The sequence below is a fragment of the Burkholderia sp. IO2 genome, assembly GCF_029522185.1.
GTDB lineage: Bacteria > Pseudomonadota > Gammaproteobacteria > Burkholderiales > Burkholderiaceae > Burkholderia > Burkholderia cenocepacia.
The window spans coordinates 1-24,165 of the sequence record NZ_JAKWFH010000025.1 but is presented as its reverse complement, the minus strand read 5'-3'; the positions used below and the strand labels follow the sequence as shown (position 1 = coordinate 24,165).

The following is a 24,165-nucleotide window of genomic DNA, read 5'->3' as shown; positions in this document are numbered from 1 at the left end:
GCATTACGGCCATTGCCGTCGCGCATGCAGTACGCGAAGAATCTCCACGATGCCATCGGCCGGCCGGATTCGGTACACGAGCACATAGTTCGGCGCGATCACCAGCTCGCGTGTGCCGGCCACCCGCCCTTGCCGATACAACTCGGCGTGGGCCGGTAGCGCCACCGCCCTTTCTTCCAGCCGTTCGTCGAGTTCGACCGCAGCCAGCGGGTCGTCCTCGGCGATGTAGTCCATGATCGCGGCGCGATCCTCCAGCGCCTTCGGGTTCCAGTGCAGCGCCAGGGTCAAGAAACATCCCCACGCCTGCCCGCGAGCCGATCACGCAGTGCCGCACGGCGCGACGCGAAGTCGGCGCTGACTTCGGCGTCCGGAATCGACGCACGCGGGTCGTCCAGCGCCTGCTGCACCTGCTCCCGAAACCAGCGATCGTGGGCCGCCGCCTCGTGTGCCGCCTTCAACGCCACCGCCCGATCGGGCCGCGTCGCCCGGCCGGCCGCATCCGGATCGAAGGCCGACGCATCCACATCGAACCGGCTGATACCGATGTCACGCAGAAAGCCGACCAGCGTTTCAAATCGGCGAAACACCCGCACGTCGCCGCGCTTGGCCGACAGGAAACGTTCGTGCACGCCGCAGCGGGCCGAGAGCGCCCAGCCGTTGCCGCAACCGACCACGCGGGCCGCACGCACCGCGCCGGCTTCGACCAGCTCCGTCAGCGTCTTTTGATCGATCGTTTCGGTCGTCATGGCGATTCTTGCCCCATTTTTTACTCACCCGTTGAAATTTTACTATTGAATGGCCTCCCGATTTATTGTTATTTGGTCGACCCGCTTTCACGCTGGAAGCAGCGTCCGGCTCAGTGTCCGTAGCCCTGACTTTCCGCCGTCGCGCCCACGCGCACAAGCTGGCCGATCAGCCAGCCGAAGCCGGGACCCGCACCGATCACCCGACGTTCCGACACTTTTCAGCGCCCGGCCATCCGGCGTAAGCTGTACGTCCCGCTACCCAGGGAGACGGCAGCCCATGTCGCATTCCAAGGATCTCGAGCCGCGCACCACCACCGGTGCGCGACTGCTCGTCGATGCGTTGCTCGCCAATCACGTCGAACGCGTGTTCTGCGTGCCGGGCGAAAGTTTCCTCGCCGTGCTCGATGCGCTCGCGGACGACACCGCCCGCATCCAGACGGTCGTCTGCCGCCACGAGGCGGCCGCCGCGAACATGGCCGAAGCGGTCGGCAAGCTGACCGGCCGCCCGGGCATCGCGTTCGTCACGCGCGGGCCCGGCGCGACCCATGCGTCGATCGGCGTGCACACCGCGTTCCAGGATTCGACGCCGATGATCCTGTTCGTCGGCCAGTGCGCACGCGAACACCTCGACCGCGAAGCCTTCCAGGAAATCGACTACCGCCGGATGTTCGGCCAGATGGCGAAATGGGTCGCGCAGATCGACGACCCGCGCCGCATCCCCGAATACCTGAGCCATGCGTTCCACGTCGCGACGTCCGGCCGGCCCGGCCCGGTCGTGCTCGCGTTGCCGGAGGACGTGCTGTCCGACGCGTGCGCGCCGCAGCCCGTCGTGCCGGCCGCGAAACGCATCGCGGCGGCGCCGTCGGCCGCGCAGCTCGACGAGCTGCGCGAGCGGCTCGCGCGCGCGGAACGACCGTTCGCGATCGTCGGCGGCAGCGGCTGGACGCCGGACGCGTGCGCGAACCTGCGCACCTTCGTCGAACGCTGGCAATTGCCGGTCGCGTGCGCGTTCCGCTTCCAGGACACGATCGACAACGCGCACCCGAACTACGCGGGCGACGTCGGGCTCGGGATCAACCCCGCGCTCGCGAAACGCATCCGCGACGCCGACCTGCTGCTCGTGATCGGGCCGCGCCTCGGCGAAGCGACGACCGGCGGCTACACGCTGCTCGACATCCCGAAAACGCGCCAGACGCTGATCCACGTGCATCAGGGCGCGGACGAACTCGGCCGCGTGTACGCCGCCGACCTGCCGATCGTGTCGGGCATGCCCGAGATCGCCGCGCCGCTGGCCGCGCTCGAACCGCCGGAGCGGCCCGCGTGGGCCGGCGCGGCCGCCGACGCGCACCGCGCATACCGCGAATGGCATGCGCCGCTGCCGATGCCCGGCGACGTGCAGCTCGGCGACGTGATGGTGCAGTTGCGCGAGCGCCTGCCGCACGACGCGATCCTGACCAACGGCGCGGGCAACTATGCGATCTGGCTGCATCGCCACTTCGCGTACCGGCACTACCGTTCGCAGCTCGCGCCGACGAGCGGCGCGATGGGCTACGGGCTGCCGGCCGCGCTCGCCGCGAAGTCGCTGTATCCGCAGCGCGCCGTCGTCGCGCTCGCGGGCGACGGCTGCTTCATGATGGCCGGCAACGAGCTCGCGACCGCGATGCAATACGGGCTGAACATCGTCGCGATCGTCGTCAACAACGGTCATTTCGGCACGATCCGCATGCATCAGGAGCGTAACTACCCGGGCCGCGTGCACGGCACGGGGCTCACGAATCCGGATTTCGCCGCGTATGCGCGTGCGTTCGGCGCGCATGGCGAGACGGTCGAGCGCACCGCCGATTTCGCGCCCGCGCTCGAACGCGCGTTGACCTGCGGGCTGCCCGCGGTGATCGAGATCCGCATCCCGCAGGACGCCAGCACACCCGCCGCGACGCTCGAGCAGATCCGCGAGCAGGGCCGCCGCGCGCGCGGCGCATGACGTCGGGCGACATGCACGCCACGCCGCCCGTCGCCGCGCTGTCGCACGACGACGCGCTGACCTGCCCCGGCACGCTGCTCGCGCCCGACGGCACGCTCGTCGCACCGTACGACCTCGAGCAGGGCGACGCGCGCGCCGAAGGCCATGTAGCGGCCGCGCCCGCGCTCGGCCTGCGGCACGCCGCGTCCCGACCGTTCCGGCTCGACTACGGCGCGGCGCGGCACGTGCACGTGATCAACGGAATGGGCGTCACGCTCGGCGATTCGGTGATCGGGATGACGGCCCTCGCCGCGTTGCGGGATGCCCATCCGGGCCTGCGCTTCACGCTGTACCGGCCGGCGCGCGCGCCGCGCTATGTCGATGCGCTGTACGCGCTCGCGGCCGACGTCGTCGCGCCGTCGCGCGCGCTGCCGTACCCCGCCGAAGCGCTGGCCACGGAGACGCACTGCATCGACGTCGGCAATCACCTGTACTGGCCCGCGTTCGCGCAACTGCCGATGATCGACTTTTTCCTCGACGCGCTCGGCGTCGATCCGGCCGCCGTGCCGGCCGCCGCGAAGCGCAACCGCTGGCTCGCGCGGCTGCCGCTGCCCGCGCTGCCGGCCGAATGGCAGCGGCCGTACGTGCTGTTCTGCCCGAGTGCGAGCACCGCGGTGCGCAGCGTGCCGCCCGCGCTGCGCGTCGCGTTCGTGGATCGGCTCGCGCAGCGTTACGGATTGCCGGTAGTCGGCTTCGGTCCGCTCGCGCATCCGGCTTACGTGGATGTGAGCAGCGACGCGGCCGACACCGCGCGCTTCATCGCCTGGATCAAGGGCGCGAGCCTGCTGTTCGCGCCGGACACGGCGGCCCTGCATCTCGCCGATGGTTTCGACGTGCCGACGCTCGCATGCTTCACGACGATCGGCCCGGCGCTGCGCGTGCGCGACTATCCGCATTGCGTGCCCGTCACGCTCGACGTGCCGGCCGCATTGCACGGGCTGCATCGCAGCGAGCGGCCGGACGATCTGGCGGCGGTCGAAGCCGCTTACCGCGCAATCGACTGGGACGCGCTCGCGTGGCCCGCACCGCGCGACGTGACTGCACAGGCCATCTGAGCGAAGCCTGCGCAGCGGCGGGCGGAACGATCAAGCCAGTAGCGGCACGCCCACCGCGTCAGCACCACTGCAGCCCGCCTTCCCGCCAAGCCCCTCACGCGCGATCGCGCAGCGTCTCCGACGGCCGCTTGCCGAACAAGCGCCGGTAATCGGTCGCGAACTGGCTGAGATGCCAGAAACCCCACGCCTCCGCGACGTCCTGCACCGACCCCGCCGCGCGCCCGCACAGGTCGCGCCGCGCGCCGTTCAGCCGCAGCGTGCGCAGGTAGGTCGCGGGCGCCATGCCGAGCACGTCCTGGAAACAGTACTGCAGCGTGCGCCGGCTCACGTGCAGCTGCTCGCACAGCTCGGGCACGCCGACCGGGCGCGTGCGGTGCGCGAGCACGTAGTCGCGCGCCTGGTCGACGAGCCAGCGGCGCGTCGACGGCGCGCCGCCGCTGCCGTCGTCGGCCGGCTGCGCGCAGGCATCGAACAGCGCGGCCAGCACTTCGGCCTGCAGATCGTCGCGCTGCGCATCGGGCAGCGGGCCGGCCATCGCCACCGCGCCGTCGAGCCGGCGGCCGAGCAGCGCGCACAGCCGCGCGAGCCGCGCATCGCCGACCTGCATCACGCGCTGCGTGAACAGCCGCTCGTCGAGCGCGCGGCGCTCGACGTCCTCGGCATAGCGGCGCAGCACGTCGCCGCGCACGACGACGCCGTAGATCGAGAACTGCGCGGGCGTCACCAGTTCGAATTCGACGTTGCCGGGCCGGAATGCGAGCGCGCCGGGGCCGATGCGGCACGCATCGACGCGCGCCGAGCCGTCGCACACGAGCGGAATGCCGAACCAGTACGCATCGCCGCGCACTTCGCACGCCTGGCGCAGCAGATGGCTGGTCGATTCGCGAAACAGCTTCATCGTGTCGAGCGGCAGCTCGGTCAGCGTGCCGACGAAGCGGCCGGCGGCGAGCTGGTCGTAGGTCTGCCGCCAGCCGATCAGGTTGCGCGCCTGCTCGTCCGCATCGTGCGCGACGCTGACGACGGCCTGCCCGGCGAACGCATCGTCGCCCTGCGCGCTGCGCCGCGTGTCTTCGGCGGTCGGTTCTTCCGTACTCACCACGTGTTGATCCATCGTGTCCTCCCTCACCTGCGCGGAACCCTGCGTGCCACGCAAGTCCCGTGCCGAACCGCACGGCCCGGCGAGCAACCCGCCATTCCATGCTGTCCGGCCGCCGCGCGCCATGCGGGCGCACCCGAAGGCGGCATGCCGCGCACGCCGCCGGTGCGATCCGCGCGGCGACCGCGCATGCGCGCCGCCGCCCGCGCCCGGATGCCGGCTACCGGGCCGGCTTCAGCCGCACGACCCGCGTGCCGCAATTGCCGTATGCGTGCGCGATCGCCAGCTCGACGATCGCGCTGCCCGCCGCCCACGGCGCCGCGTCCGCTTCCGGCAGATCGGCGCGCAGCGTGGCGCGACCGTTGATCCGGTAGCGCAGACCGCGCACGAAATCGACGAACAGCAATCCGACGCCCCTGCCGTCGCAAGCGGCCGCGTCGATCCGGCCGCCGTCGCCGCCATGCGCGGCGGGCAACGCGAACCGCAGCGTCTTCGTGTCGATCACGCGTACCACCGGCAGCAGATCGCCGTTCGCGTCGCGTCGGCTCTGCACGATGTCGCAGGTCATCGAGGCACCCGCGCCGGATGCCATGCCGACGAACATGAACGGCTGCGATTCGACGAACTGCCGCACGCCGAGGCTCAGCCGCGTCGTCACGGCGTCGCTCATCCGCTCGGCTTCGTCGGCGACGCCGAAGCGGTGTTGCGCGTCGAGTTCGCCCGGATGAAATACCGGGTGACGGGGAAAGGATCGGGGCGGTTCTGCCATGCTGGGGGTCGTCGTATGCATCGGCGCGCCGTACCGCCGCGCATGCGCGGCGGTCGGCAGCGTGGCCGGCGCCGGCCGCCAACAACGCAGCCCGCGCCGACTGTCGAACAGGGAAATCGAACCGGGCGACGTACGGGGCCCAACCGGCCCCCGACACGTCGCGCCGGCTTCGGCGATCAGAAGAACCCGAGCGCCTCGGCCTGGTAGCTGACCAGCAGGCACTTCGTCTGCTGATAGTTCGACAGCGCCATCTTGTGCGTCTCGCGGCCGATCCCCGACTGCTTGTAGCCGCCGAACGCCGCATGCGCGGGGTACAGGTGGTAGCAATTGGTCCACACGCGGCCGGCCTCGACCTCGCGGCCCATCCGGTACGCACGCGTGCCGTTGCGCGTCCACACGCCGGCGCCGAGCCCGTAGAACGTGTCGTTCGCGAGTTCGATCGCTTCCTGCTCGTCCTTGAACGTCATCACCGACGCGACCGGCCCGAAGATCTCCTCCTGGAACACGCGCATCTTGTTGTTGCCGAGCAGCATCGTCGGCTTCACGTAGTAGCCCGTGCCGAGGTCGGCGGCCGGCGCCGCGCGCTCGCCGCCCGTCAGGCATTGCGCGCCTTCGCCGCGGCCGATGTCGATGTACGACAGGATCTTGTCGAGCTGCTGCTGCGACGCCTGCGCGCCGATCATCGTCTGCAGGTCGAGCGGGTGGCCGGACTTGATGCGCTCGACGCGCGCGACGGCCTTCTCGATGAAGCGTTCGTAGATCGATTCCTGGATCAGGATCCGCGACGGGCACGTGCACACCTCGCCCTGGTTCAGCGCGAACATCGCGAGCCCTTCGAGCGCCTTGTCGAGGAACGCGTCGTCCTGGTCGAGCACGTCGGCGAAGAAGATGTTCGGGCTCTTGCCGCCCAGCTCGACCGTCGACGGGATCAGGCTGTCGGCCGCCGCGCGCAGGATGTGCTTGCCGACCGGCGTCGAGCCCGTGAACGCGATCTTCGCGATCCGCTTGCTGGTCGCGAGCGCTTCGCCCGCTTCCTTGCCGAAGCCGTTCACGATGTTGATCGTGCCGGCCGGGAACAGGTCGCCGATCAGCTCCATCAGCACGAGCACCGACGCGGGCGTCTGCTCGGCCGGCTTCATCACCACGCAGCAGCCGGCCGCGAGCGCCGGCGCGAGCTTCCACGCGGCCATCAGCAGCGGGAAGTTCCACGGGATGATCTGGCCGACCACGCCGAGCGGCTCGTGGAAGTGATACGCGACGGTGTTGTCGTCGATTTCGGAGATGCCGCCTTCCTGCGCGCGGATGCAGCCCGCGAAATAGCGGAAGTGGTCGATCGCGAGCGGCAGGTCGGCCGCCATCGTCTCGCGCAGCGGCTTGCCGTTGTCGATCGTCTCGGCCACGGCCAGCAACTTCAGGTTCTTTTCCATCCGGTCGGCGGCGGCGAGCAGCAGGTTCGCGCGCTCGGCGACGGACGTCTTGCCCCACTTGCGGCGCGCGGCATGCGCGGCGTCGAGCGCCAGCTCGATGTCGTCGGCGCCGGAGCGCGGGATGCGGCAGAACGGCTGGCCGTTGATCGGCGACACGTTCTCGAAATACTCGCCCTTCACGGGCGCCACCCACTTGCCGCCGATGTAGTTGTCGTATTGCTGACGGTACGGGTATTCGACGTCGAGGCCCAGTTGCTTCAGGTCAAACGGGTTCATACATGTCTCCTGTTCATCGTGCTTGTGTGAGTACAGCGCCGGTTGGAATGCGCTGGTCCCGTTTACGCAACATGCGTGCCAAACGGACCGGGGGCACGTCGATCGCGGCCGGCCCGTGTTCGCACCGTGCGGTGTTCACGCACGCAACACGGCGGGTGTACCGATTCTGAACATCGCGATTGCGCAGCGACGGGATCGCTGTTCGGAATTTCCACAGTGCGCGCAGGGGCGCTGCCCGTGGAGGCGCGCCGCCGCGCGTGGCATGTCGCTTGCGTGCGGATCACCGATCCCCACGCCACGGCGCACGCGCCGACCGACACCATGAACGATCGCGGCCCCCTGACCGACGACGCCATCGCATTCATCCGCGAGCAGGCTTTCCTGATCGTCGCGACCGCCGACGCGGCCGGTAACGCCGACTGTTCGTACCGCGGCCGCCAGCCGCGCGCCGACGGCTCGTTCACGCCGCTCGTCGATATCCCGGATCGCCGCACGCTGGTGCTGCCCGATTTCGCGGGCAACAACCTGCTCAACACGATCGGCAACCTGCTCGTGAATCCGGCCATCGCGCTGCTGTTCGTCGATTTCGTGCGCCAGACGACCTGGCTCGTGCAGGGCCGCGCGACGCTCGACGAGGATGCGCAAGCGCGCGCGCACCTGTGGCCGGACGCGTTGCGCTATCTGGTGATCGATGTGGAACGTGCGCAGGCGCGCGCGGATGCGGCGCTGCCGCCGCTCGTGCTGGCGTGATGCGCGACGGGTGACGCGCTGGCCAGCCGACCATGCGGGCACGGCGGCTGCATCGACCGAAATGCCGATGTGCCGATGTGCCAACGCGTCGAAGTACCGACGCGTCGACGCGTCGCGATGCAACACTCACCGCCCGTGCGTCTCCGCGCAGGCCGGCTCGATCCGGCTGCGCGCCGACGCATCGGCGGGCGCGCGGCCGTCCGCATCGTCGCCCGTTGCATCGGCGGCCGGCCGCCGGCCGAGAAACCCGAACACCACCACCGCGCACAGCACGGTGACGACGGCCAGCCCCATCAGCAGCCGGTCGAACGCGTGCGTGTAGCTCGCGATCAACGCCGCCCGACCGACGCCCGGCAACGCGGCCGCCGCGCCCGCGAGATCGCCGGTCGCGAGCCGCGCGGCGGCCCGCAGCGTCGCATCCGGCGCATCGGCAGCACCGGCCGCCCCTGCCGCGTGCGCGAGCCCCGCTTGCGCGAGCGCGGCCAGTACCGCGCCGACGATCGCCAGCGCGATCCCCTCGCCGGCCACGCGCGTCGTGCTGAAAATGCCCGTCGCCATCCCCGCGCGCTCCTTCGGCACGACGCTCACCGACAGCCCGTCCATCAGCCCCCACGGCATGCCGGCGCCGACACCGATCGCGAGCATCGGCGCGATCGCCGCCGACCCCGCGCCGCCGCGCAACGCGATCCCGAGCCACACGAGCCCGGCTGCCGCGACCAGCAGCCCGAGCCCTGAAATCACGCCGGCCGACAGCCAGCGCGTGAGCGTCGCCGCGACGAGCGGCACGACCAGCATCGGCGCGGAAATCGCGAGCATCAGCCAGCCGGCGTCGATCTCGCTGAAACCGTCGATGCCGATGAAGCGCAGCGGCAGCACGACGAGCAGCACGATGTAGCAGCAGCAGGTCGACACCGGCAGCACCTGCACGCCGACGAAGCGCGCGATGCGAAACAGCGACAGGTCGAGCATCGGCCGCGCGACGCGCGTCTCGATCGTCACGAACGCGCACGCGCCGAGCGCCGCGCCGGCCAGCAGCGCGATCACGAGCGGGCTCGACCAGCCGCGCGCGGGCGCCTCGATCACGCCGAACGTGAACAGCGTCAGCGCGGTCGTGAACGCCGCCGTGCCGGGCCAGTCGAGCCCGGTCGCGTGCGGATCGCGCGACTCGTGCATGCGCGGCAGCCCGAACGCGAGCGACAGCACGCCGGCCACCGCGCTCGTCACGAAGATCGCGCGCCAGCCGTAATGCCCGATCAAACCGCCGGCGAGCACCGGCCCGAACGCGAGTCCGATCCCGAACGTCGTGCCGAGCAGGCTGAACGCACGCGTGCGCGCCGCGCCGTCGAATTCCTGCGCGAGCGCGGCCGTGCCGCCGGCCAGCGCCGCGGCCGCCGAAAGCCCTTGCGCGGCGCGCAGCAAGTCGACCGCGAGCATCGACGGCGAGAACGCGAGCGCGACCGACATCAGCGTGAAGCCGCCGACGCCGATCGCGAACAGGCGCTTGCGGCCGAACTGGTCGGCCAGCGCGCCCGACGCCATCAGGAAGCTGCCGAACGCGAGCATGAACGCGTTGGTGATCCAGTTCATCGCGACCGGGCTGCCGTGCAGGTCGCGGCCGATCGCCGGCGTCGCGACCGCGCCGCCCGAAAACGACAGCGGCAGCGCGACGGCGGCCATGCAGACGGCGGCCAGCACCCACGCGCGCCGACGCGCCGCCAGGGCCGAAACGGCTGAAACAGGGTGATCCATCATCGCTCCTCGAAAAGCCGGCGCGGATGCGCCATCAGAGCGACAGACGATAAATCCGATTCAATCCGCGAAAAACCCCGCGAAGCTCCACATATAACGGACTAAAATTCCGTAATTCACCTGACAGCGTGCGTCGCTGCACGTCGTTCGATTCGATGGAAAATCTCACCGGCATCGTCGCGTTCGTCCGCGCCGCCGAAGCGCTGAGCTTCGTCGCGGCCGGCCGCGCGCTCGGCATCTCGGCGTCGGCGGTCGGCAAGACGATCGCGAAACTGGAGCAGTCGCTCGGCGTGCGGCTGTTCAATCGCACGACGCGGCGCGTGACGCTCACCGAAGAGGGTCGGCATTTCTACGAGCGTTGCCAGCGCATCCTCGAGGATTTCCGCGACGCGGAGGCGACCGTGACGGCGTCCGCGCAGCGCCCGCGCGGCAAGCTGCGCGTGAGCCTGCCGGTGATCGGCTACCGCTTCCTGCTGCCGGTGCTGCCCGAATTCCGGCAGCGCTACCCGGACGTCGAACTCGATCTCGATTTCAACGACCGGATGGTCGACGTGGTCGAAGGCGGCTTCGACGCGGTGATCCGCAGCGGCCCGCTGTCCGATTCGAGCCTGATGTCGCGGCGGCTCGGTCCGTTCGCGTTCGTGCTGTGCGCGACGCCCGCGTATCTCGCGCAAGCCGGCACGCCGCGCACGCCACGCGAGCTCGAAGCGCACGACTGCGTGCGCTACTGCTTTCCGACCACCGGCAAGCTGCAGGACTGGGCGCTCGCGGCCGACGACGGCACACCGCTGAAGCTGCGCACCGCGATGACCTGCAACAACATGGAGGCGCTGCGTGGCGCCGTACTCGCGGGGCTCGGCATCGGCTACATGCCCGACTTCCTCGCGCGCGACGCACTCGAACACGGTGCGCTCGTCACCGTGCTCGACGACTACCGGATCGCGCCGGGGCAGTTCTCGATCGTGTGGCCGTCGAGCCGGCAGTTGTCGCCGAAGCTGCGCGTGTTCGTCGATTTCCTGTGCGAGCGGCTGTTCAGGTAGTCACGCCGATCCGTTCCGCTTCCGCCGCCGGCAACAGCGAGTCGCTGTCGTCCTTCAGCCCGACGCCCGTCAGCCCGAGCCTGCGCGCATGCGTCATCAGGTAATGCAGCTTGTGCGCGGCGGCCGCGTGCGGCAGTCCTTCGGGCCGCACGTTGGAGATGCAGTTGCGCAGCGCGTCGTGACAGCCGACCTTCGGCGCCCACGTCAGATACACGCCGAGGCTGTCCGGCGAACTGAGCCCGGGCCGCTCGCCGATCAGCATCGCGACGACCTTCGCGCGCAACAGCTCGCCGATCTCGTCGCCGAGCGCGACGCGCGCCTGCGTCGCGACCACCACCGGGCCGATCCGCCAGCCATCCGCATCGAGCCGCGGCCGCACGGCCTGCAACAGCGGCAGCGCCTGCTTCGCGGCCGCGAACGCCGACAGCCCGTCGCCGACCACGAACACGACGTCGGGCGCCTCGTCGAGCGCCGCCCCGTAACCCGCCAGCAGCCCGCGGCTGTCGTCCGACAGCTTGCGGCCGAGATCGGGACGGCGCAGGTAATGGTCGCGGTCGGGCGCGGCGCTCTGCACGCGCAGCGTCGGCAGCATGCCGGCCGCCTCGATCTCGCGCCGCAGCGCATCCGCGTCGAGCGGCTGGTGCACCGCGTCGCGCGCCTGCGCATGCGACAGATTGAAGGCCAGCAGCGGCGCGGTCGGCAGGCTGTTGCCCGCGCGGCCGAGCGCGATCCGCGCGTTCGTGAACGACTTCAGCTGCGCCCAGGGGTTCTTTTCGACGGCGTCGCTCATGCGGACACCCCCATCCAGTCGTTCGCCCCCGCGAGCAGCGGCACGCGCGCCGTCGCGGCGCGCAGCGCGCCGTGCGCGTCGGCGATCTCCATCGTCTCCAGCCATTCCTCGAACTCGGGCGCGCGGCGCAGCCCGAGCACCTCGCGCACGTAGAGCTGGTCGTGGAACGACGTGCTCTGGTAGTTCAGCATCACGTCGTCCGCGCCCGGAATCCCCATGATGAAGTTGATGCCGGCCGCCCCCAGCAGCGTCAGCAGCGTGTCCATGTCGTCCTGGTCGGCTTCCGCGTGGTTCGTGTAGCAGATGTCGCAGCCCATCGGCACGCCGAGCAGCTTGCCGCAGAAGTGATCCTCGAGGCCCGCGCGGATGATCTGCTTGCCGTCGTACAGGTATTCGGGCCCGATGAAGCCGACCACGGTGTTCACGAGGAACGGCTCGAACTTGCGCGCGACCGCATACGCGCGCACTTCGCAGGTCTGCTGGTCGACGCCGAAATGCGCGTTCGCCGACAGCGCGCTGCCCTGGCCCGTCTCGAAGTACATCAGGTTGTTGCCGACCGTGCCGCGCTTCAGCGCCAGTGCGGCCTCGCGCGCCTCGCCGAGCAGCGCGAGCGAGATCCCGAAGCTGGCATTGGCTTTCTCGGTGCCCGCGATCGACTGGAACACGAGATCGACCGGCGCACCCTTCTCGATCGCCGCGATCGTGTTGGTCACGTGCGTGAGCACGCACGACTGCGTCGGCACGCCGTAGCGCTCGCGGAAGCCGTCGATCATCGCGAGCAATTTCACGATCGCCGCGAGGCTGTCGGTGGCCGGGTTGATGCCGATCATCGCGTCGCCGCAGCCGTACATCAGCCCGTCGAGCATCGATGCGGCGATGCCCTTCACGTCGTCGGTCGGGTGATTCGGCTGCAGCCGCACCGACATCCGGCCGGCCAGCCCGACCGTGTTGCGAAAGCGCGTGACGACGCGGCGCTTCCTCGCGGCCGCGATCAGGTCCTGGTTGCGCATCAGCTTCGACACGGCCGCGACCATCTCGGGCGTGAGGCCGGGCGCGATCCGCTCGAGCGCCGCGCCGTCGGCCGCGGGCGACAGCAGCCAGTTGCGGAAATCGCCGACGGTGAGGTGCGAGATGTCGGCGAACGCCTGCGCGTCGTGATCGTCGATGATGAGGCGCGTGACCTCGTCGTCTTCATACGGGATCACCGCTTCGCTCAGGAACGCCTTCAGCGGCACGCCCGCGAGCGCGATCTTCGCGGCGACGCGCTCCTCCTCGCTCGCCGCCGCGACGCCGGCGAGCTGGTCGCCGGAACGCAGCGGGCTCGCCTTCGCGAGCAGCGTCTTCAGGTCCGCGAAGCGGTACGTGCGCGGACCGATCGTCTCCGTATAGGACATCGTGCGAGTCTCCTTGTCCATCCCGGGGCCGGTTCACGCCCCCGATCAAAAGCCGACGGCGCGCCCGTTCGACGGGGCGCGCCGGGTGCCGTCAGGAACGGCCTTTCACTTTCATCTTCGCCTGCACCGTCGGCATCGCTCACTCCTCCAGCAGCGCGTCGCCGGGCGCGCTCGCGCGCTGCGCGCGGGTCGTGAGGAAGTACGCGTAACCGACCGCGAGGAAACCGACGAACACCAGCGCGACCAGCCCGTTGAAATACACCATCGTACCGAGGCAGACCAGCGCCGCGAGGATCGCGAATGCCGGGAAGATCGGATACAGCGGCGCGCGGAACGGTCGCTCCAGGTTCGGCTGCGAGCGGCGCAGCTTGAACAGCGCCGCCATGCTCACGATATACATCACGATCGCGCCGAACACCGACATCGTCACGATATTCGCGGTGAGCGTCTGCCCGCCGAACTGGATCAGCTCGTCGCTGTAGATCGCGGCGATCCCGACCACGCCGCCCGCGAGGATCGCGCGGTACGGCGTCTTGAAGCGCGGATGCACCTTCGCGAGCCATTCGGGCAGGTAGCCTTCGCGGGCCAGCGCGAAGATCTGGCGCGAATAGCCGAGGATGATCCCGTGGAACGACGCGACGAGCCCGAACAGCCCGAGCCACACGAGCATGTGCATCCAGCCGCTGTTCGCGCCGACGATGTACTTCATCGCCTGCGGCAGCGGATCGTTGATGTTCGCGAGCTTGGTCCAGTCGCCCGCGCCGCCGGCGAACACCATCACGCCGATCGCGAGCGCCACGAGGGTCAGGATCCCGGCCACGTACGCGATCGGAATCGAGCGCTTCGGGTTCTTCGCTTCCTCGGCGGCCATCGCGACGCCTTCGATCGCGAGGAAGAACCAGATCGCGAACGGAATCGCCGCGAACATCCCGTGGAACGCGCCCAGGCTGAAGTGATCGGCGCCCGACCAGCCGCCCTTCGTGAAATTGCTCCACGCGAAACCTGGCGACACGACGCCCATGAACACCAGCAGCTCGAAGATCGCGAGCAGCGTGACGACGAGCTCGAAGGTCGCCGCGATCTGCACGCCGACGATGTTCAGCGCCATGAACACGAGATACGCGCCCATCGCCGCGTGTTTCGGTTCGAGCCCCGGAAACTGCACGTGCAGGTACGCGCCGATCGCGAGCGCGATCGCGGGCGGCGCGAACACGAACTCGACGAGCGTCGCGGCGCCGGCCAGATAGCCGCCGGTCGGGCCGAACGCGCGGCGCGCATACGCGAACGGGCCGCCCGCATGCGGAATCGACGTCGTCAGCTCGGTGAAACTGAAGATGAAGGTGGTGTACATCGCCGCGACGAACAGCGCGGTGATCACGAAACCCAGCGTGCCGGCGCTCGCCCAGCCGTAGCTCCAGCCGAAGTATTCGCCGGAAATCACGAGGCCGACCGCGATGCCCCACAGTTGCCAGGTCCCGAGCGTCTGCTGCAGCGCGGGCTGGCCGGACAGCTTGGCGCCGGCGGCGGGCCGGCCATTCGACTCTGCTTTCATCGGACTCTCTCCTCAAAGGCGCCGGGCCTGCGGACCAGCGCGACTGAGAATCGATGCTAGAGAGTCATTAAACGACGTGTTATCGAAATTCGGCAAAGATCGCGGCTGACGTTTCGCTTGCGGAAACGCCGGCCGCGTCCGTTGCGACGTCGATCCGGGCCCGCGCGACGCAGGCCCGATCGTCCGTGCTTACTGGCCGCCGCCGCGCTGGTTGAACCAGCGGTCGAGCAGCTTGCCGGCCGCCTCGCGACCGCCGAGGCCGAACGACAGCGCAACGGCCACCGCGATCGCGCCGAGCACGAGACCGAACGCGAGCTGGACGATTTCGTTGGCGATGCCCATCGCGCGCAGCCCCATCGCGAACACGAGGCCGAGGATCGCGAATTGCGCGATGCGTGCGAACAGCACGCTGTGCTCGCGGTCGGCCTGCTCGATCACGCGGCGGGCAAGGCCCGCGAGCCACACGCCGATCACGAGGATCACGCCGCCCATCAGCACGTGGCCGCCGAATTCGATGAACAGCGTGACGACGTCGCGCACCTGCGAGAAACCGAGCCGGTTCGCGGCCTCGACCGACGCGAACAGCATCGCGAAAAACACGATCAGCCGCGCGACCAGCACTGACGGCTGCAGGATCCCGGAGAACACGCGCTCGACACCGAGCACGGCCGGCAGCCCGTCGACGCCGGCGGCTTCCAGCAGCTTCTGCGCGAGCGACGCGACGAAGCGGGCGAAGTAGAACGTGACCAGCACGATCACGATCGCCGCGACGATGTCCGGCACCGCGCCGAGGAACTGGTTCAGCATGTTGGTCGCGGGGATCGAGATCGCGTCGATCTTCAGCGCGTCGAGCGCGGAGATCAGCGTCGGCACGAACACGAACACGTAGACGATCGTGCCGACCAGGCTCGACACGCGCACCGGCGTCGGGCTGTCGATTCCCTGCGTGAGGCGGTCGGCGCCGGCCGCGACCAGCAGGTTGGTCACGAGACCGCGCAGCACGCGCGCGACGACCCAGCCGACGAAGCCGATCACCGCGGCCGCGAAAATGTTCGGCACGATCGCGAGCAGCTTGTCGACCATCCCCTGCACCGGCGACAGCAGCCCCGACAGCGCGAACGACGCGAGGATCGCCGGCAGGAACATCAGGATCACGAGCCAGAACAGCACGTCGCCGAGATAGCCGCTCATCGGCTGCATGCCGGCGCTTTCGGACAGCGTGGCGTCGACCTTGCTCGCCTTCAGCGCGCGGTTCGCGAGGCTGCGCAGCAGCGATGCGATCAGCCACGCGATCAGCGTCAGCGCCGCGCCGCCGATCAGGTTCGGCAGGTAGTTGACGATGTGCGTGACGAGCAGCGAGAACGGATTGGAGACCGCGTACAGGTTGAGCACGTTGAAGATGCCCACCGCGGTGACGAGCAGCACGAGCCAGAACAGGCCGCCGGCGATGATGCGTTCGACGCACGCGCCCTGGCCGGTGCTGTCGGTGATCCGCTGATCGACCTTCAGCGCGTTGAGCAGGCGCAACGCGCCGGCCCGCACCGCCACGGCAATCAGCCAGCCGATCACCAGGATGCCGATCGCGCCGGCGATCTTGGGCAGGTATCCGCCTAGCGTGGTCTGCAGCGACGTGATGAAGCTGGAAGCATCCATTTCTTCTTCTCCCGAAAACGTGGCGTTGCGATTGAACATCGACGAACTACCTGCGTACTTCGAAAAACGTGCGTTGCCGCCGGAGCAACTTACCTGAGAAAAATGACGCGTTCACCCGATTTCACCGTCTTTAACTTTAGTCATAGATCCCGGAGGGGCAAGACCCCATTTCGTCGAAATTAAAAAGGGATCGATGATTCGGGGTCCCGCATTTCCGCAAGATTTATCCATTCGGGCCGTGCTACCGTGGCGTCGGTGCTTGCCCCGGACACGTCGATGCCCCCCACCGAAACCAACCCCGAGCCGCCCGCGTGGGCCCGCTACGCGGCGAGCGTGGCGCGCGTTCACGCGTACATCAGCACGCATCTCGACGGCCCGCTCGACCTGAACCGGCTCGCCGAAGTCGCGTGCCTGTCGCCGTATCACTGGCAGCGCGTCTATCGCGCGCTGTACGGCGAGTCGATCGTGCTGACGGTGCGGCGGATGCGGATCGTGCGGGCGTCCGAGGATCTGGTCTGCACCACGCGGCCGCTCGACGAGATCGCGCGACGCGCCGGCTACGGGTCGACGCACGCGTTCGCACGGGCGTTTCGCGACGCGTACGGCGTGCTGCCCGCACAGCACCGGCGCACCGGCAGCCACCGGCCGATTTATCCACTACAGCGAGGAGAGGAAGACATGTTCAAGCACGAGGTCGAGATCCGGCGCCTGCCGGCACTGCGCGGCTACGCGGTGGCGCACACCGGTGCATATATGAAGGTGGGCGACGCGTTCGGGCGCATCGGCGCGTGGGCCGGGCAGCACGGGCTGATCGGCCCGGGCGCGAAGATGATCGGGATCTTCTACGACGATCCGGACACGACGCCCGAAGCGCAGTTGCGCGCGAAGGCCTGCCTGATGCCGGCCGACGGCGCGCCGGACGTGGCGCCCGTGCCGCCGGTCGAGCGCGCGACGATCGCGGGCGGCGAATACGCGGTGCTGCTGCATACGGGGCCGTATGCGGACCTGAAGACGGCCTACCAGTGGCTCTACGGCGACTGGCTGCGTCATTCGGGCCGCGAAGCCGCCGACGCGCCGCCGTTCGAGCTGTACCTCAATACGCCGATGGACACGGCGCCGGCCGATCTGCGCACCGAAATTCACCTGCCGTTGCGCTGAGCGACGGGTGTGCCGCGCAGCCGTGTATCTTGACGAACCGCGACGATATTGCGGGTGCGACGATGCCCGGGACGACATCGGGCATGCCGGTGCGCCGGCCTTGAACGAAGCGCGCCGGCCCGTGCGTATGCGTAGCCGGCGCGAATTCGCGGAGATCCTCAAGCCGCCTGCGTCCCGCAGCCGGGGCAGAACCGCGCGTCGGCCGCCAGCGCCGCATGGCAGCGGCTGCAAGCCTTGCCGCGTTGCGCCGTGCCGCATTGCGCGCAGAAGCGTGCATCGGCTGCGTTGAGTGCGCCGCAACCGGCGCAGGCGAGCTGGCTCAGCGCTAGATTCCCGCCCCGACCACCGTTCGCCGCATCGGCCGGCGCCTGCCAGCCCCAGCCGTGGCGATCGCGGCCGCGCGCATCGTGGCCACCATGGCCGCCCTGGCGCGACCCGCCGTGATGCCCGCCACCGTGCCCCCCGTTTCCGCCGTTGCCGTGCCCGCTGCCATGACCGCCGCCGTGGCCGCCGAGAATCCGTTTCAGAAAGCTCATCGTCCGCTCCTCAACGCTGGGCCCGGGCGCCGCCGAACGCCCCGGAGGACGACAGCAGCCGCAAGCCGTTGGCCACGACGATCAGGCTCGCGCCCGCATCGGCGAAGACCGCCATCCACATCGTGCCGAGCCCCGCGACCGTGAGACCGAGGAACACGACCTTCACGCCGAGCGCGAAGCCGATGTTCTGCACCAGCACGCGATGCGTCGCGCGCGACAGCCGCACGAACGCGGGAATCTTGCGCAGGTCGTCGTCCATCAGCGCGACGTCGGCCGTCTCGATCGCCGTGTCGGTGCCCATCGCGCCCATCGCGAAGCCGATGTCGGCGCGCGCGAGCGCCGGCGCATCGTTGATCCCGTCGCCGACCATCCCGACCGCACCCGCGCCGCCCGCCGACAGTTCCTCGACCGCCGCGAGCTTGTCTTCCGGCAACTGGTTGCCGCGCGCGTCGTCGATGCCGGCCTGCTGCGCGATCGCCTGCGCGGTATGCGGGTTGTCGCCCGTCAGCATCGCGGTGCGGATGCCGAGCGCATGCAGATCGGCGATCGCGTCGCGGCTCGTGTCCTTGATCGTGTCGGCCACCGCGAAGAGGCCGAGCACGCGCGTTTCGTCGACCAGCACGACGACGCTCTTGCCCTGCCGCTCCAGCGCGTCGAGCTTCGCCTCGAGCGCCGTCGAGCAGCGTTCGAGTTCCTCGACGAGCCGATGGTTGCCGAGCCAGTAGCGCGTGCCGTCGATCGTGCCGCGCACGCCGCGCCCGACGATCGCTTCGAAGTCCTGCACGTCGGCGAATGCCGTCGTGCCGGCGTCGCGCGCCGCGGCGGCGATCGCCTGCGACACCGGGTGGTCGGAGCGCGCCGCGAGGCTCGCGCCGAGGTGCCGCACGCGCGCCGCATCGGCGTCGTCCGCATGCACGTCGAAGTCGGTCTGCGCCGGCTTGCCGTGCGTGATCGTGCCGGTCTTGTCGAGCGCGAGCCACGCGAGCTTGCGCCCTTCTTCCAGATAGACGCCGCCCTTCACGAGAATCCCGCGCCGCGCGGCGGCCGCGAGCCCCGACACGATCGTCACCGGCGTCGAGATCACCAGCGCGCACGGGCACGCGATCACGAGCAGCACCAGCGCGCGGTAGATCCAGTCGTGCCACGCGCCGCCCATCACGAGCGGCGGCACCACCGCGACCAGTAGCGCGACCGCGAACACGATCGGCGTGTAGACGCGGGCGAACTGGTCGACGAAGCGCTGCGTCGGCGCCTTCGCGCCCTGCGCTTCCTCGACCGCGTGGATGATCCGCGCGAGCGTCGAGTTCGCCGCGACGGCCGTGACGCGGTAGTCGAACGAACCCGATTCGTTGATCGTGCCCGCGTACACGGCGTCGCCGCTCGCCTTTTCGACGGGCAGGCTCTCGCCGGTGATCGGCGCCTGGTTGACCGTCGAGCGGCCAGCGACGACTTCGCCGTCCAGCCCGATCCGTTCGCCCGGCTTCACGCGCACGACCGCGCCGAGCGCGACCTGCGCGGCCTCGATCGTGCGCCACGCGCCGTCGGCCTGCTGCACGGTCGCGGTGTCCGGCGCGAGCTGCATCAGCCCCTGGATCGCGTTGCGCGCGCGGTCGAGCGACTTCGCCTCGATCAGTTCCGCGATCGTGAACAGCACCATCACCATCGCGGCTTCCGGCCACTGGCCGATCGCCATCGCACCCGTCACCGCGATGCTCATCAGCGCGTTGATGTTCAGGTTGCCGTTGCGGATCGCGATCCAGCCCTTCTTGTACGTGGTGAGCCCGCATGCGAGCACCGCGGCGAGCGCGAGCGCCGCCGACAGCCACACCGGCAGCCCGGCCCAGGTCGCGCCTTCGGACGCGATCGCGGCGACGCCGGCGAGCGCGAGCAGCCACCACGGCTTCGCGGGTGCGTCGGCGATGCGCGCCGCCGGGGCGCCGGCCGTCGCGGCCTCCGGCGTCATCCCGAGCGTGCGGATCGCGCTTTCGATCGCCGGCTGCGCGCCGGGCGCGTGCTCGACGGTCAGCATCCGCTGCATCAGGTTGAATTCGAGCGCCGACACTTCGCTCATCCCGCCAAGCTTCTTGCGAATCAGCGTTTCCTCGGTCGGGCAGTCCATCTGCATGATCCGGAACGCGGAGCGCACGTGGCCCGACGCGGTCGCCCGCGCGACCGGCAGCGGCGCGAGCGTCAGCGCGGCGGGCGCGCAGCAGTCGCCGGCCGCGTGGTCGTGGTCGTGGTCGTGGTCGTGGTCGTGGTCGTGGTCGTGGTCGTGGTCGTGGTCGTGGTCGTGGTCGTGGTCGTGGTCGTGGCCGGCATGGTCATGCGCGGCGTGGTCGTGCGAACACGTCGCGCCGTGCAAATGCTGGTCGTCGCCCGCATGGCCGTGATCGTGGTCATGACCGGCCTCGCCATGCGCGGCGTGATCGTGCCCATGATCGTGGTCATGGCCGTGCGCGCGCTCGCCGGCCGCCGGCGCCGCGTCGGCAATAGTCGCCGTCTGCGTGTCGCGCGCCTCGGCGCAGCACGCGTCGGCGCCGCCGGCATGACGGTGTCGTGGGTCGTGGGGACGCTTGGCGTCGGTCATGACAACCTCCTTTGTGGCTTGACGGTGTAGAGTTAACACCCTGAAGCCACTACAAGGTCAACCCTTACACGGGAGAAAGGCATGAAGATTGGCGAACTGGCCAAAGCGGCCCGCTGCACGCCCGAGACGATCCGTTTCTACGAGAAAGAGGGTCTGATGCCGGACGCGGAGCGCACCGATTCGAACTACCGCAACTACACCGACGTGCACGTCGAACGGCTGCGCTTCATCCGCAACTGCCGCGCGCTCGACATGGCGCACGACGAGATCCGCGCGTTGCTGCGACTCACCGACACGCCGGCCGACCGCTGCGATTCGATCAATTCGCTGCTCGACGATCACATCGGACACGTCGATGCGCGCCTCGCGGAACTCACGCAGTTGCGCGACCAGCTCACCGAATTGCGGCGCCAGTGCGTCGGCGAGCATTCGGTCGAGGATTGCGGGATCGTGCATGGCCTCGCGACGATGGAAACCGTCGCGCCGGCCGCGAAGCGCTCGCACCTCGGCTGAAACGCTTGTCAAATCTGATAGTTCGATCGAGAATAGTTATATTATTACTAGATATACTTTAACTATTCATGTCTACGAGCCGCCCGTCCCCGCTCGCGCTGGCCGTCCTCGCGACGCTCACCGAAACGCCGATGCATCCGTACGGGATGCTGCAGCAACTGAAGGCCCGCGGATACGACGAAGTCGTCAACGTGCGGCAACGCACGAGCCTCTACCAGACGATCGACCGGCTGCTGCGCGACGGGCTGATCGCCGTGCACGACACCGAGCGCGACGGCGCGTTTCCTGAGCGCACGCTGTATGCGCTGACCGAAGCCGGGCACACCGCCGGGCAGGCGTGGCTGCACGCGCTGCTCGCGGAGCCCGCGCGCGAATTTCCGGCATTCGGCGCCGGCCTCGCGTTCCTGCCGCTGCTCGATGCCGAGGACGCACGCCACCAGCTCGAGTTGCGCATTGCGCGGCTCGACGCCGAACGCGAGCGGCTGGAAGCGCTGCGCGCGACCGCGCAGGCCGATCAGGTGCCGCGCCTGTTCCTGCTGCAGAACGAGCATGCGCTCGTGCTGCTCAATGCGGAGCTCGACTGGGCGCGCAGCGTCGTCGAGCACCTGAAGATCGGCGCGCTGCGCTGGGTGGACGGCTGACGCGTCGCGCCGCCCGATGCGGGTCGGCAACGGGCGGCGGCCGCGTCAAAGGACCTTGCCCGGATTGAGGATGCCGCGCGGGTCCAGCGCGGCCTTCAGGCGTCGCATCAGCCCGATTTCCGCGTCGCTGCGCGTGTGCGCGAGATAAGGACGCTTGAGCACGCCGATCCCGTGCTCGGCCGACACCGAACCGCCCATGTCGCGCACCACCGCATACACGCAGTGATCGAGCGCATCGGCGTCCGCGTCGGTCATCGCGGCCAGCGACACGCCGATATGCACGTTGCCGTCGCCGACATGGCCGAAGAACAGGCACGTGAGCGCCGGCCAGCGCGTCCGCAACGCCGCCTCGCAGCGCTCGGCGAACGTACCGAGTTCGCCGGTCGGCAAACTCACGTCGAAGTTGACGAGATGGGGCAGCGCATCGATCGCGAGGCCTTCGCGCAGCGTCCACAAATCGCGCGCCTGCCGCTCGGAAGTCGCGAGTACCGCATCGTCGACGAGCGCTGCATCGAACCCCGCGGCGAGCGCCGTTTCGAGCGCATGATGCGCATCGCCGCCCGGCGCGCTCGTCGCGCATTCGATCAGCACCACGAAACCGCCGTCGCCGACGAACGGTGCCGACACACCGGGCGTATGCCGCGCGACGTAGTCGTAGAACGCCGGCCACATCGCCTCGAAGCTGACGACTTCCGGCAGCGTGCGCACGCGGTTCCACAGCGCGACCACCGCGTCGTAGTCGCGCACGCGGCAGAGCGCCGTGGCCGGCGCCGCGAGCAACGGATGCAGCCGCAGCACCGCGCGCGTGACGACGCCGAGCGTCCCTTCGCTGCCGATGAACAGCTGCTTCAGGTCGTAGCCCGCGTTGTTCTTCAGCATCCGGTTCATCGACGACACGACCGTGCCGTCCGCGAGCACCGCTTCGAGCCCCAGCACCTGCTCGCGCATCATTCCGTAGCGGATTGCACGCGTGCCGCCCGCGTTGGTCGCGAGCATGCCGCCGATCTGGCACGAGCCGCGCGCGCCGAGATCGACGCCGAACGTGAAGCCCGCCGCTTCCGCGGCGTCCTGCACGGTCTGCAGCGGCGTGCCCGCGCGCACGGTGATCGTGCCGGCCGCCGCGTCGAGCGCCTCGATGCCCGCGAAGCGCTCCATCGACAGCACGACCTCGCCGCCCAGCGCGACCGCCCCGCGCGCGAGCCCGGTCAGCCCGCCTTGCGGCACGACCGGCTGGCCGAGCCGCATGCACAGCGCGAGCGCGCGAGACACGTCGTCGACGCTGCGCGGGCGCACCAGCGCACGCGGCCGCACACCGGCCGGCTCGTTGTACGCCGTGAAGTAACGTGGATCGATATCGGCCGCGCGCGTGACGAGCGCGTCGCCCAGTTCGGCGGCGAGCACCGCATCGACGGCGTCGTCCGGCAACGGCCTGCCGTCCGGTGCGCGGCCCGCGACGGTCGGGTTCGGGGTCGGCATCGTGCGCGGCCCCGCTTACTTCGTCGAGATGTCGATATCGCCGAAATACTTGAGGCCGAGCGACTTCACCGTGCCGTCCGCCTTCAGCTTGTCGATCGCCGCGTCGAGCTTCGCCTTCAGCGCATCGTCGCCCTTGCGCAGGCCGAACGCGATGCCGCTGCCGAGGATCTTGTCGTCGTGCACCGGCTGGCCGACGAACGAGAAGCCCTTGCCGTCCGGGCGCGACAGGAAGCCGCGCTGGCCGGACGGCGCGAGCACGAGCGTCGCGTCGAGGCGGCCCGCGACCAGATCCGCATACGCCTGGTTCTGGTCCTGGTACGCGACGATCGCGACGCCGGCCGGCTCCCAGTGCGCCTTCGCGAAGGTTTCCTGGATCGACGCCTGCAGCACGCCCACGCGCTTGCCCTTCAGCGATTCGGGCGTCGGCAGCAGCCCGCTGCCGGTACGCGCGATCAGCTGGGTCGGCACGCGATAGATGATGGTCGTGAAGTCGATCGCCTGGCGCCGCTGCTCGGTCGCGTTCATCGCCGAGTTGATCGCGTCGAACTTGCGGCCCTTCAGCGCCGGGATCAGCCCGTCAAACGACGTCTCGACCCATTTGCACGACAGCTTCGCCGTCTGGCAGACGGCGTTGCCGACGTCGATGTCGAAGCCCTGCAGGTCGCCGTTCGGCGCCTTCGATTCGAACGGCGGATATTGCGCTTCGAGGCCGAAGCGCAGCGTCGGCGCATCGGCGAGCGCCGCGCCGGAGCCGATGGCGCACGCGAGTGCGAACGCGAGTTTCAGGGTGGCCGTGTGTTTCATCGTGATCTATATGAACGCGTCCCGTTTGCAACAGTTTTCGTGTGTTCAGACAGACAGGATGGGCTGCAGCTCTATATCCGGCCTTGTTGCAGCCAGTACTGCCGCTGCGGGCCCCTATGAAATTCGCTGACTC

The 24,165-nt window shown here is 69.5% G+C and carries 22 protein-coding genes; 8 read left to right on the top strand and 14 right to left on the bottom strand.

What is annotated here, in order from left to right; translation table 11 throughout:
• Positions 1–3: 3 nt before the first annotated feature.
• Together MMB92_RS17640 and MMB92_RS17635 are read right to left on the bottom strand one after the other, a co-directional pair.
• A complete protein-coding gene (locus MMB92_RS17640; protein WP_006485672.1) occupies positions 4–288 on the bottom strand; it encodes a type II toxin-antitoxin system mRNA interferase toxin, RelE/StbE family in 285 nt (94 codons plus the stop codon).
• Positions 285–746, bottom strand: coding sequence for a hypothetical protein (locus tag MMB92_RS17635; RefSeq protein ID WP_062884187.1), 462 nt, complete (start codon positions 744–746; stop codon positions 285–287). Before MMB92_RS17635 ends, MMB92_RS17640 begins: the two co-directional genes overlap by 4 nt.
• A 277-nt stretch (positions 747–1,023) precedes the next feature.
• Between MMB92_RS17635 and MMB92_RS17630 the strand changes: the two genes are divergently transcribed.
• Both MMB92_RS17630 and MMB92_RS17625 read left to right on the top strand, forming a co-directional pair.
• A complete protein-coding gene (locus MMB92_RS17630) occupies positions 1,024–2,727 on the top strand; it encodes a thiamine pyrophosphate-binding protein (RefSeq protein WP_059721116.1) in 1,704 nt (567 codons plus the stop codon).
• Positions 2,724–3,821, top strand: coding sequence for an ADP-heptose--LPS heptosyltransferase (locus tag MMB92_RS17625; protein WP_200063711.1), 1,098 nt, complete (start codon positions 2,724–2,726; stop codon positions 3,819–3,821). The genes MMB92_RS17630 and MMB92_RS17625 overlap by 4 nt, the downstream gene beginning before the upstream one ends.
• A 94-nt stretch (positions 3,822–3,915) precedes the next feature.
• Here MMB92_RS17625 and MMB92_RS17620 read toward each other — a convergent pair whose 3' ends face one another.
• The 3 genes from MMB92_RS17620 to MMB92_RS17610 all read right to left on the bottom strand — a co-directional run bounded on the left by MMB92_RS17620 (position 3,916) and on the right by MMB92_RS17610 (position 7,389).
• Entirely contained in the window at positions 3,916–4,932 is a 1,017-nt protein-coding gene (locus MMB92_RS17620) for a helix-turn-helix domain-containing protein (protein WP_006493582.1), read from the bottom strand.
• Between the two features lie 205 nt (positions 4,933–5,137).
• Positions 5,138–5,686: a hypothetical protein gene (locus tag MMB92_RS17615; protein WP_006489872.1), complete on the bottom strand. Its 549-nt coding sequence runs from the start codon at positions 5,684–5,686 to the stop codon at positions 5,138–5,140.
• Positions 5,687–5,862: 176 nt separating this feature from the next.
• Positions 5,863–7,389, bottom strand: coding sequence for an aldehyde dehydrogenase family protein (locus MMB92_RS17610; protein ID WP_006489874.1), 1,527 nt, complete (start codon positions 7,387–7,389; stop codon positions 5,863–5,865).
• 321 nt (positions 7,390–7,710) lie between these two features.
• On the opposite strand from MMB92_RS17610, the gene MMB92_RS17605 reads away from it, so the two are divergent.
• The gene (locus MMB92_RS17605) at positions 7,711–8,139 is read left to right on the top strand and encodes a pyridoxamine 5'-phosphate oxidase family protein (protein ID WP_059721151.1); all 429 of its coding nucleotides are present in this window, start codon (positions 7,711–7,713) and stop codon (positions 8,137–8,139) included.
• A gap of 126 nt (positions 8,140–8,265) precedes the next feature.
• Here MMB92_RS17605 and MMB92_RS17600 read toward each other — a convergent pair whose 3' ends face one another.
• Entirely contained in the window at positions 8,266–9,888 is a 1,623-nt protein-coding gene (locus MMB92_RS17600; RefSeq protein ID WP_277562818.1) for an MFS transporter, read from the bottom strand.
• A gap of 155 nt (positions 9,889–10,043) precedes the next feature.
• Between MMB92_RS17600 and MMB92_RS17595 the strand changes: the two genes are divergently transcribed.
• On the top strand, positions 10,044–10,928 hold the full coding sequence (locus MMB92_RS17595) for a LysR family transcriptional regulator (RefSeq protein ID WP_012492249.1): 885 nt from the start codon (positions 10,044–10,046) through the stop codon (positions 10,926–10,928).
• Here MMB92_RS17595 and eutC read toward each other — a convergent pair.
• From eutC to MMB92_RS17575, 4 genes are all read right to left on the bottom strand, one after another.
• Complete coding sequence (eutC, locus tag MMB92_RS17590; protein ID WP_059721119.1) at positions 10,921–11,718, bottom strand: ethanolamine ammonia-lyase subunit EutC; 798 nt, start codon at positions 11,716–11,718, stop codon at positions 10,921–10,923. The two genes, MMB92_RS17595 and eutC, sit on opposite strands and share 8 nt — an antisense overlap.
• Entirely contained in the window at positions 11,715–13,112 is a 1,398-nt protein-coding gene (locus MMB92_RS17585; protein ID WP_006496292.1) for an ethanolamine ammonia-lyase subunit EutB, read from the bottom strand. The genes eutC and MMB92_RS17585 overlap by 4 nt, the downstream gene beginning before the upstream one ends.
• 139 nt (positions 13,113–13,251) lie before the next feature.
• A complete protein-coding gene (gene eat / locus MMB92_RS17580) occupies positions 13,252–14,664 on the bottom strand; it encodes an ethanolamine permease (protein WP_059721120.1) in 1,413 nt (470 codons plus the stop codon).
• Between the two features lie 189 nt (positions 14,665–14,853).
• Positions 14,854–16,317, bottom strand: a complete 1,464-nt coding sequence (locus MMB92_RS17575) for a mechanosensitive ion channel (RefSeq protein ID WP_034201881.1) — start codon at positions 16,315–16,317, stop codon at positions 14,854–14,856.
• Positions 16,318–16,593: 276 nt separating this feature from the next.
• Here MMB92_RS17575 and MMB92_RS17570 point away from each other — a divergent pair, with 276 nt between their 5' ends.
• Positions 16,594–17,475, top strand: a complete 882-nt coding sequence (locus MMB92_RS17570; RefSeq protein ID WP_012492247.1) for an AraC family transcriptional regulator — start codon at positions 16,594–16,596, stop codon at positions 17,473–17,475.
• 158 nt (positions 17,476–17,633) lie between these two features.
• Here MMB92_RS17570 and MMB92_RS17565 read toward each other — a convergent pair whose 3' ends face one another.
• Both MMB92_RS17565 and MMB92_RS17560 read right to left on the bottom strand, forming a co-directional pair.
• Positions 17,634–18,011 carry a zinc ribbon domain-containing protein gene (locus MMB92_RS17565; RefSeq protein ID WP_277562817.1) on the bottom strand — a complete coding sequence of 126 codons (378 nt, stop codon included), beginning with the start codon at positions 18,009–18,011 and terminating at the stop codon, positions 17,634–17,636.
• A 10-nt stretch (positions 18,012–18,021) separates the two neighbouring features.
• Positions 18,022–20,373, bottom strand: coding sequence for a heavy metal translocating P-type ATPase (locus MMB92_RS17560; protein ID WP_277562816.1), 2,352 nt, complete (start codon positions 20,371–20,373; stop codon positions 18,022–18,024).
• Between MMB92_RS17560 and MMB92_RS17555 the strand changes: the two genes are divergently transcribed.
• The 3 genes from MMB92_RS17555 to MMB92_RS17545 all read left to right on the top strand — a co-directional run bounded on the left by MMB92_RS17555 (position 20,374) and on the right by MMB92_RS17545 (position 21,752).
• Complete coding sequence (locus MMB92_RS17555; protein WP_277562815.1) at positions 20,374–20,628, top strand: hypothetical protein; 255 nt, start codon at positions 20,374–20,376, stop codon at positions 20,626–20,628.
• A gap of 51 nt (positions 20,629–20,679) precedes the next feature.
• Positions 20,680–21,111 (top strand): Cd(II)/Pb(II)-responsive transcriptional regulator, encoded by a 432-nt coding sequence (gene cadR / locus MMB92_RS17550; RefSeq protein WP_006490878.1) that lies wholly within the window; start codon positions 20,680–20,682, stop codon positions 21,109–21,111.
• Between the two features lie 68 nt (positions 21,112–21,179).
• Positions 21,180–21,752 (top strand): PadR family transcriptional regulator, encoded by a 573-nt coding sequence (locus MMB92_RS17545; protein WP_006490876.1) that lies wholly within the window; start codon positions 21,180–21,182, stop codon positions 21,750–21,752.
• Between the two features lie 45 nt (positions 21,753–21,797).
• On the opposite strand, the gene MMB92_RS17540 is transcribed toward MMB92_RS17545, so the two are convergent.
• Positions 21,798–23,228, bottom strand: coding sequence for an FAD-binding oxidoreductase (locus tag MMB92_RS17540; RefSeq protein ID WP_034201154.1), 1,431 nt, complete (start codon positions 23,226–23,228; stop codon positions 21,798–21,800).
• Between the two features lie 15 nt (positions 23,229–23,243).
• On the bottom strand, positions 23,244–24,032 hold the full coding sequence (locus MMB92_RS17535) for an ABC transporter substrate-binding protein (protein WP_006488477.1): 789 nt from the start codon (positions 24,030–24,032) through the stop codon (positions 23,244–23,246).
• Between the last annotated feature and the right edge of the window lie 133 nt (positions 24,033–24,165).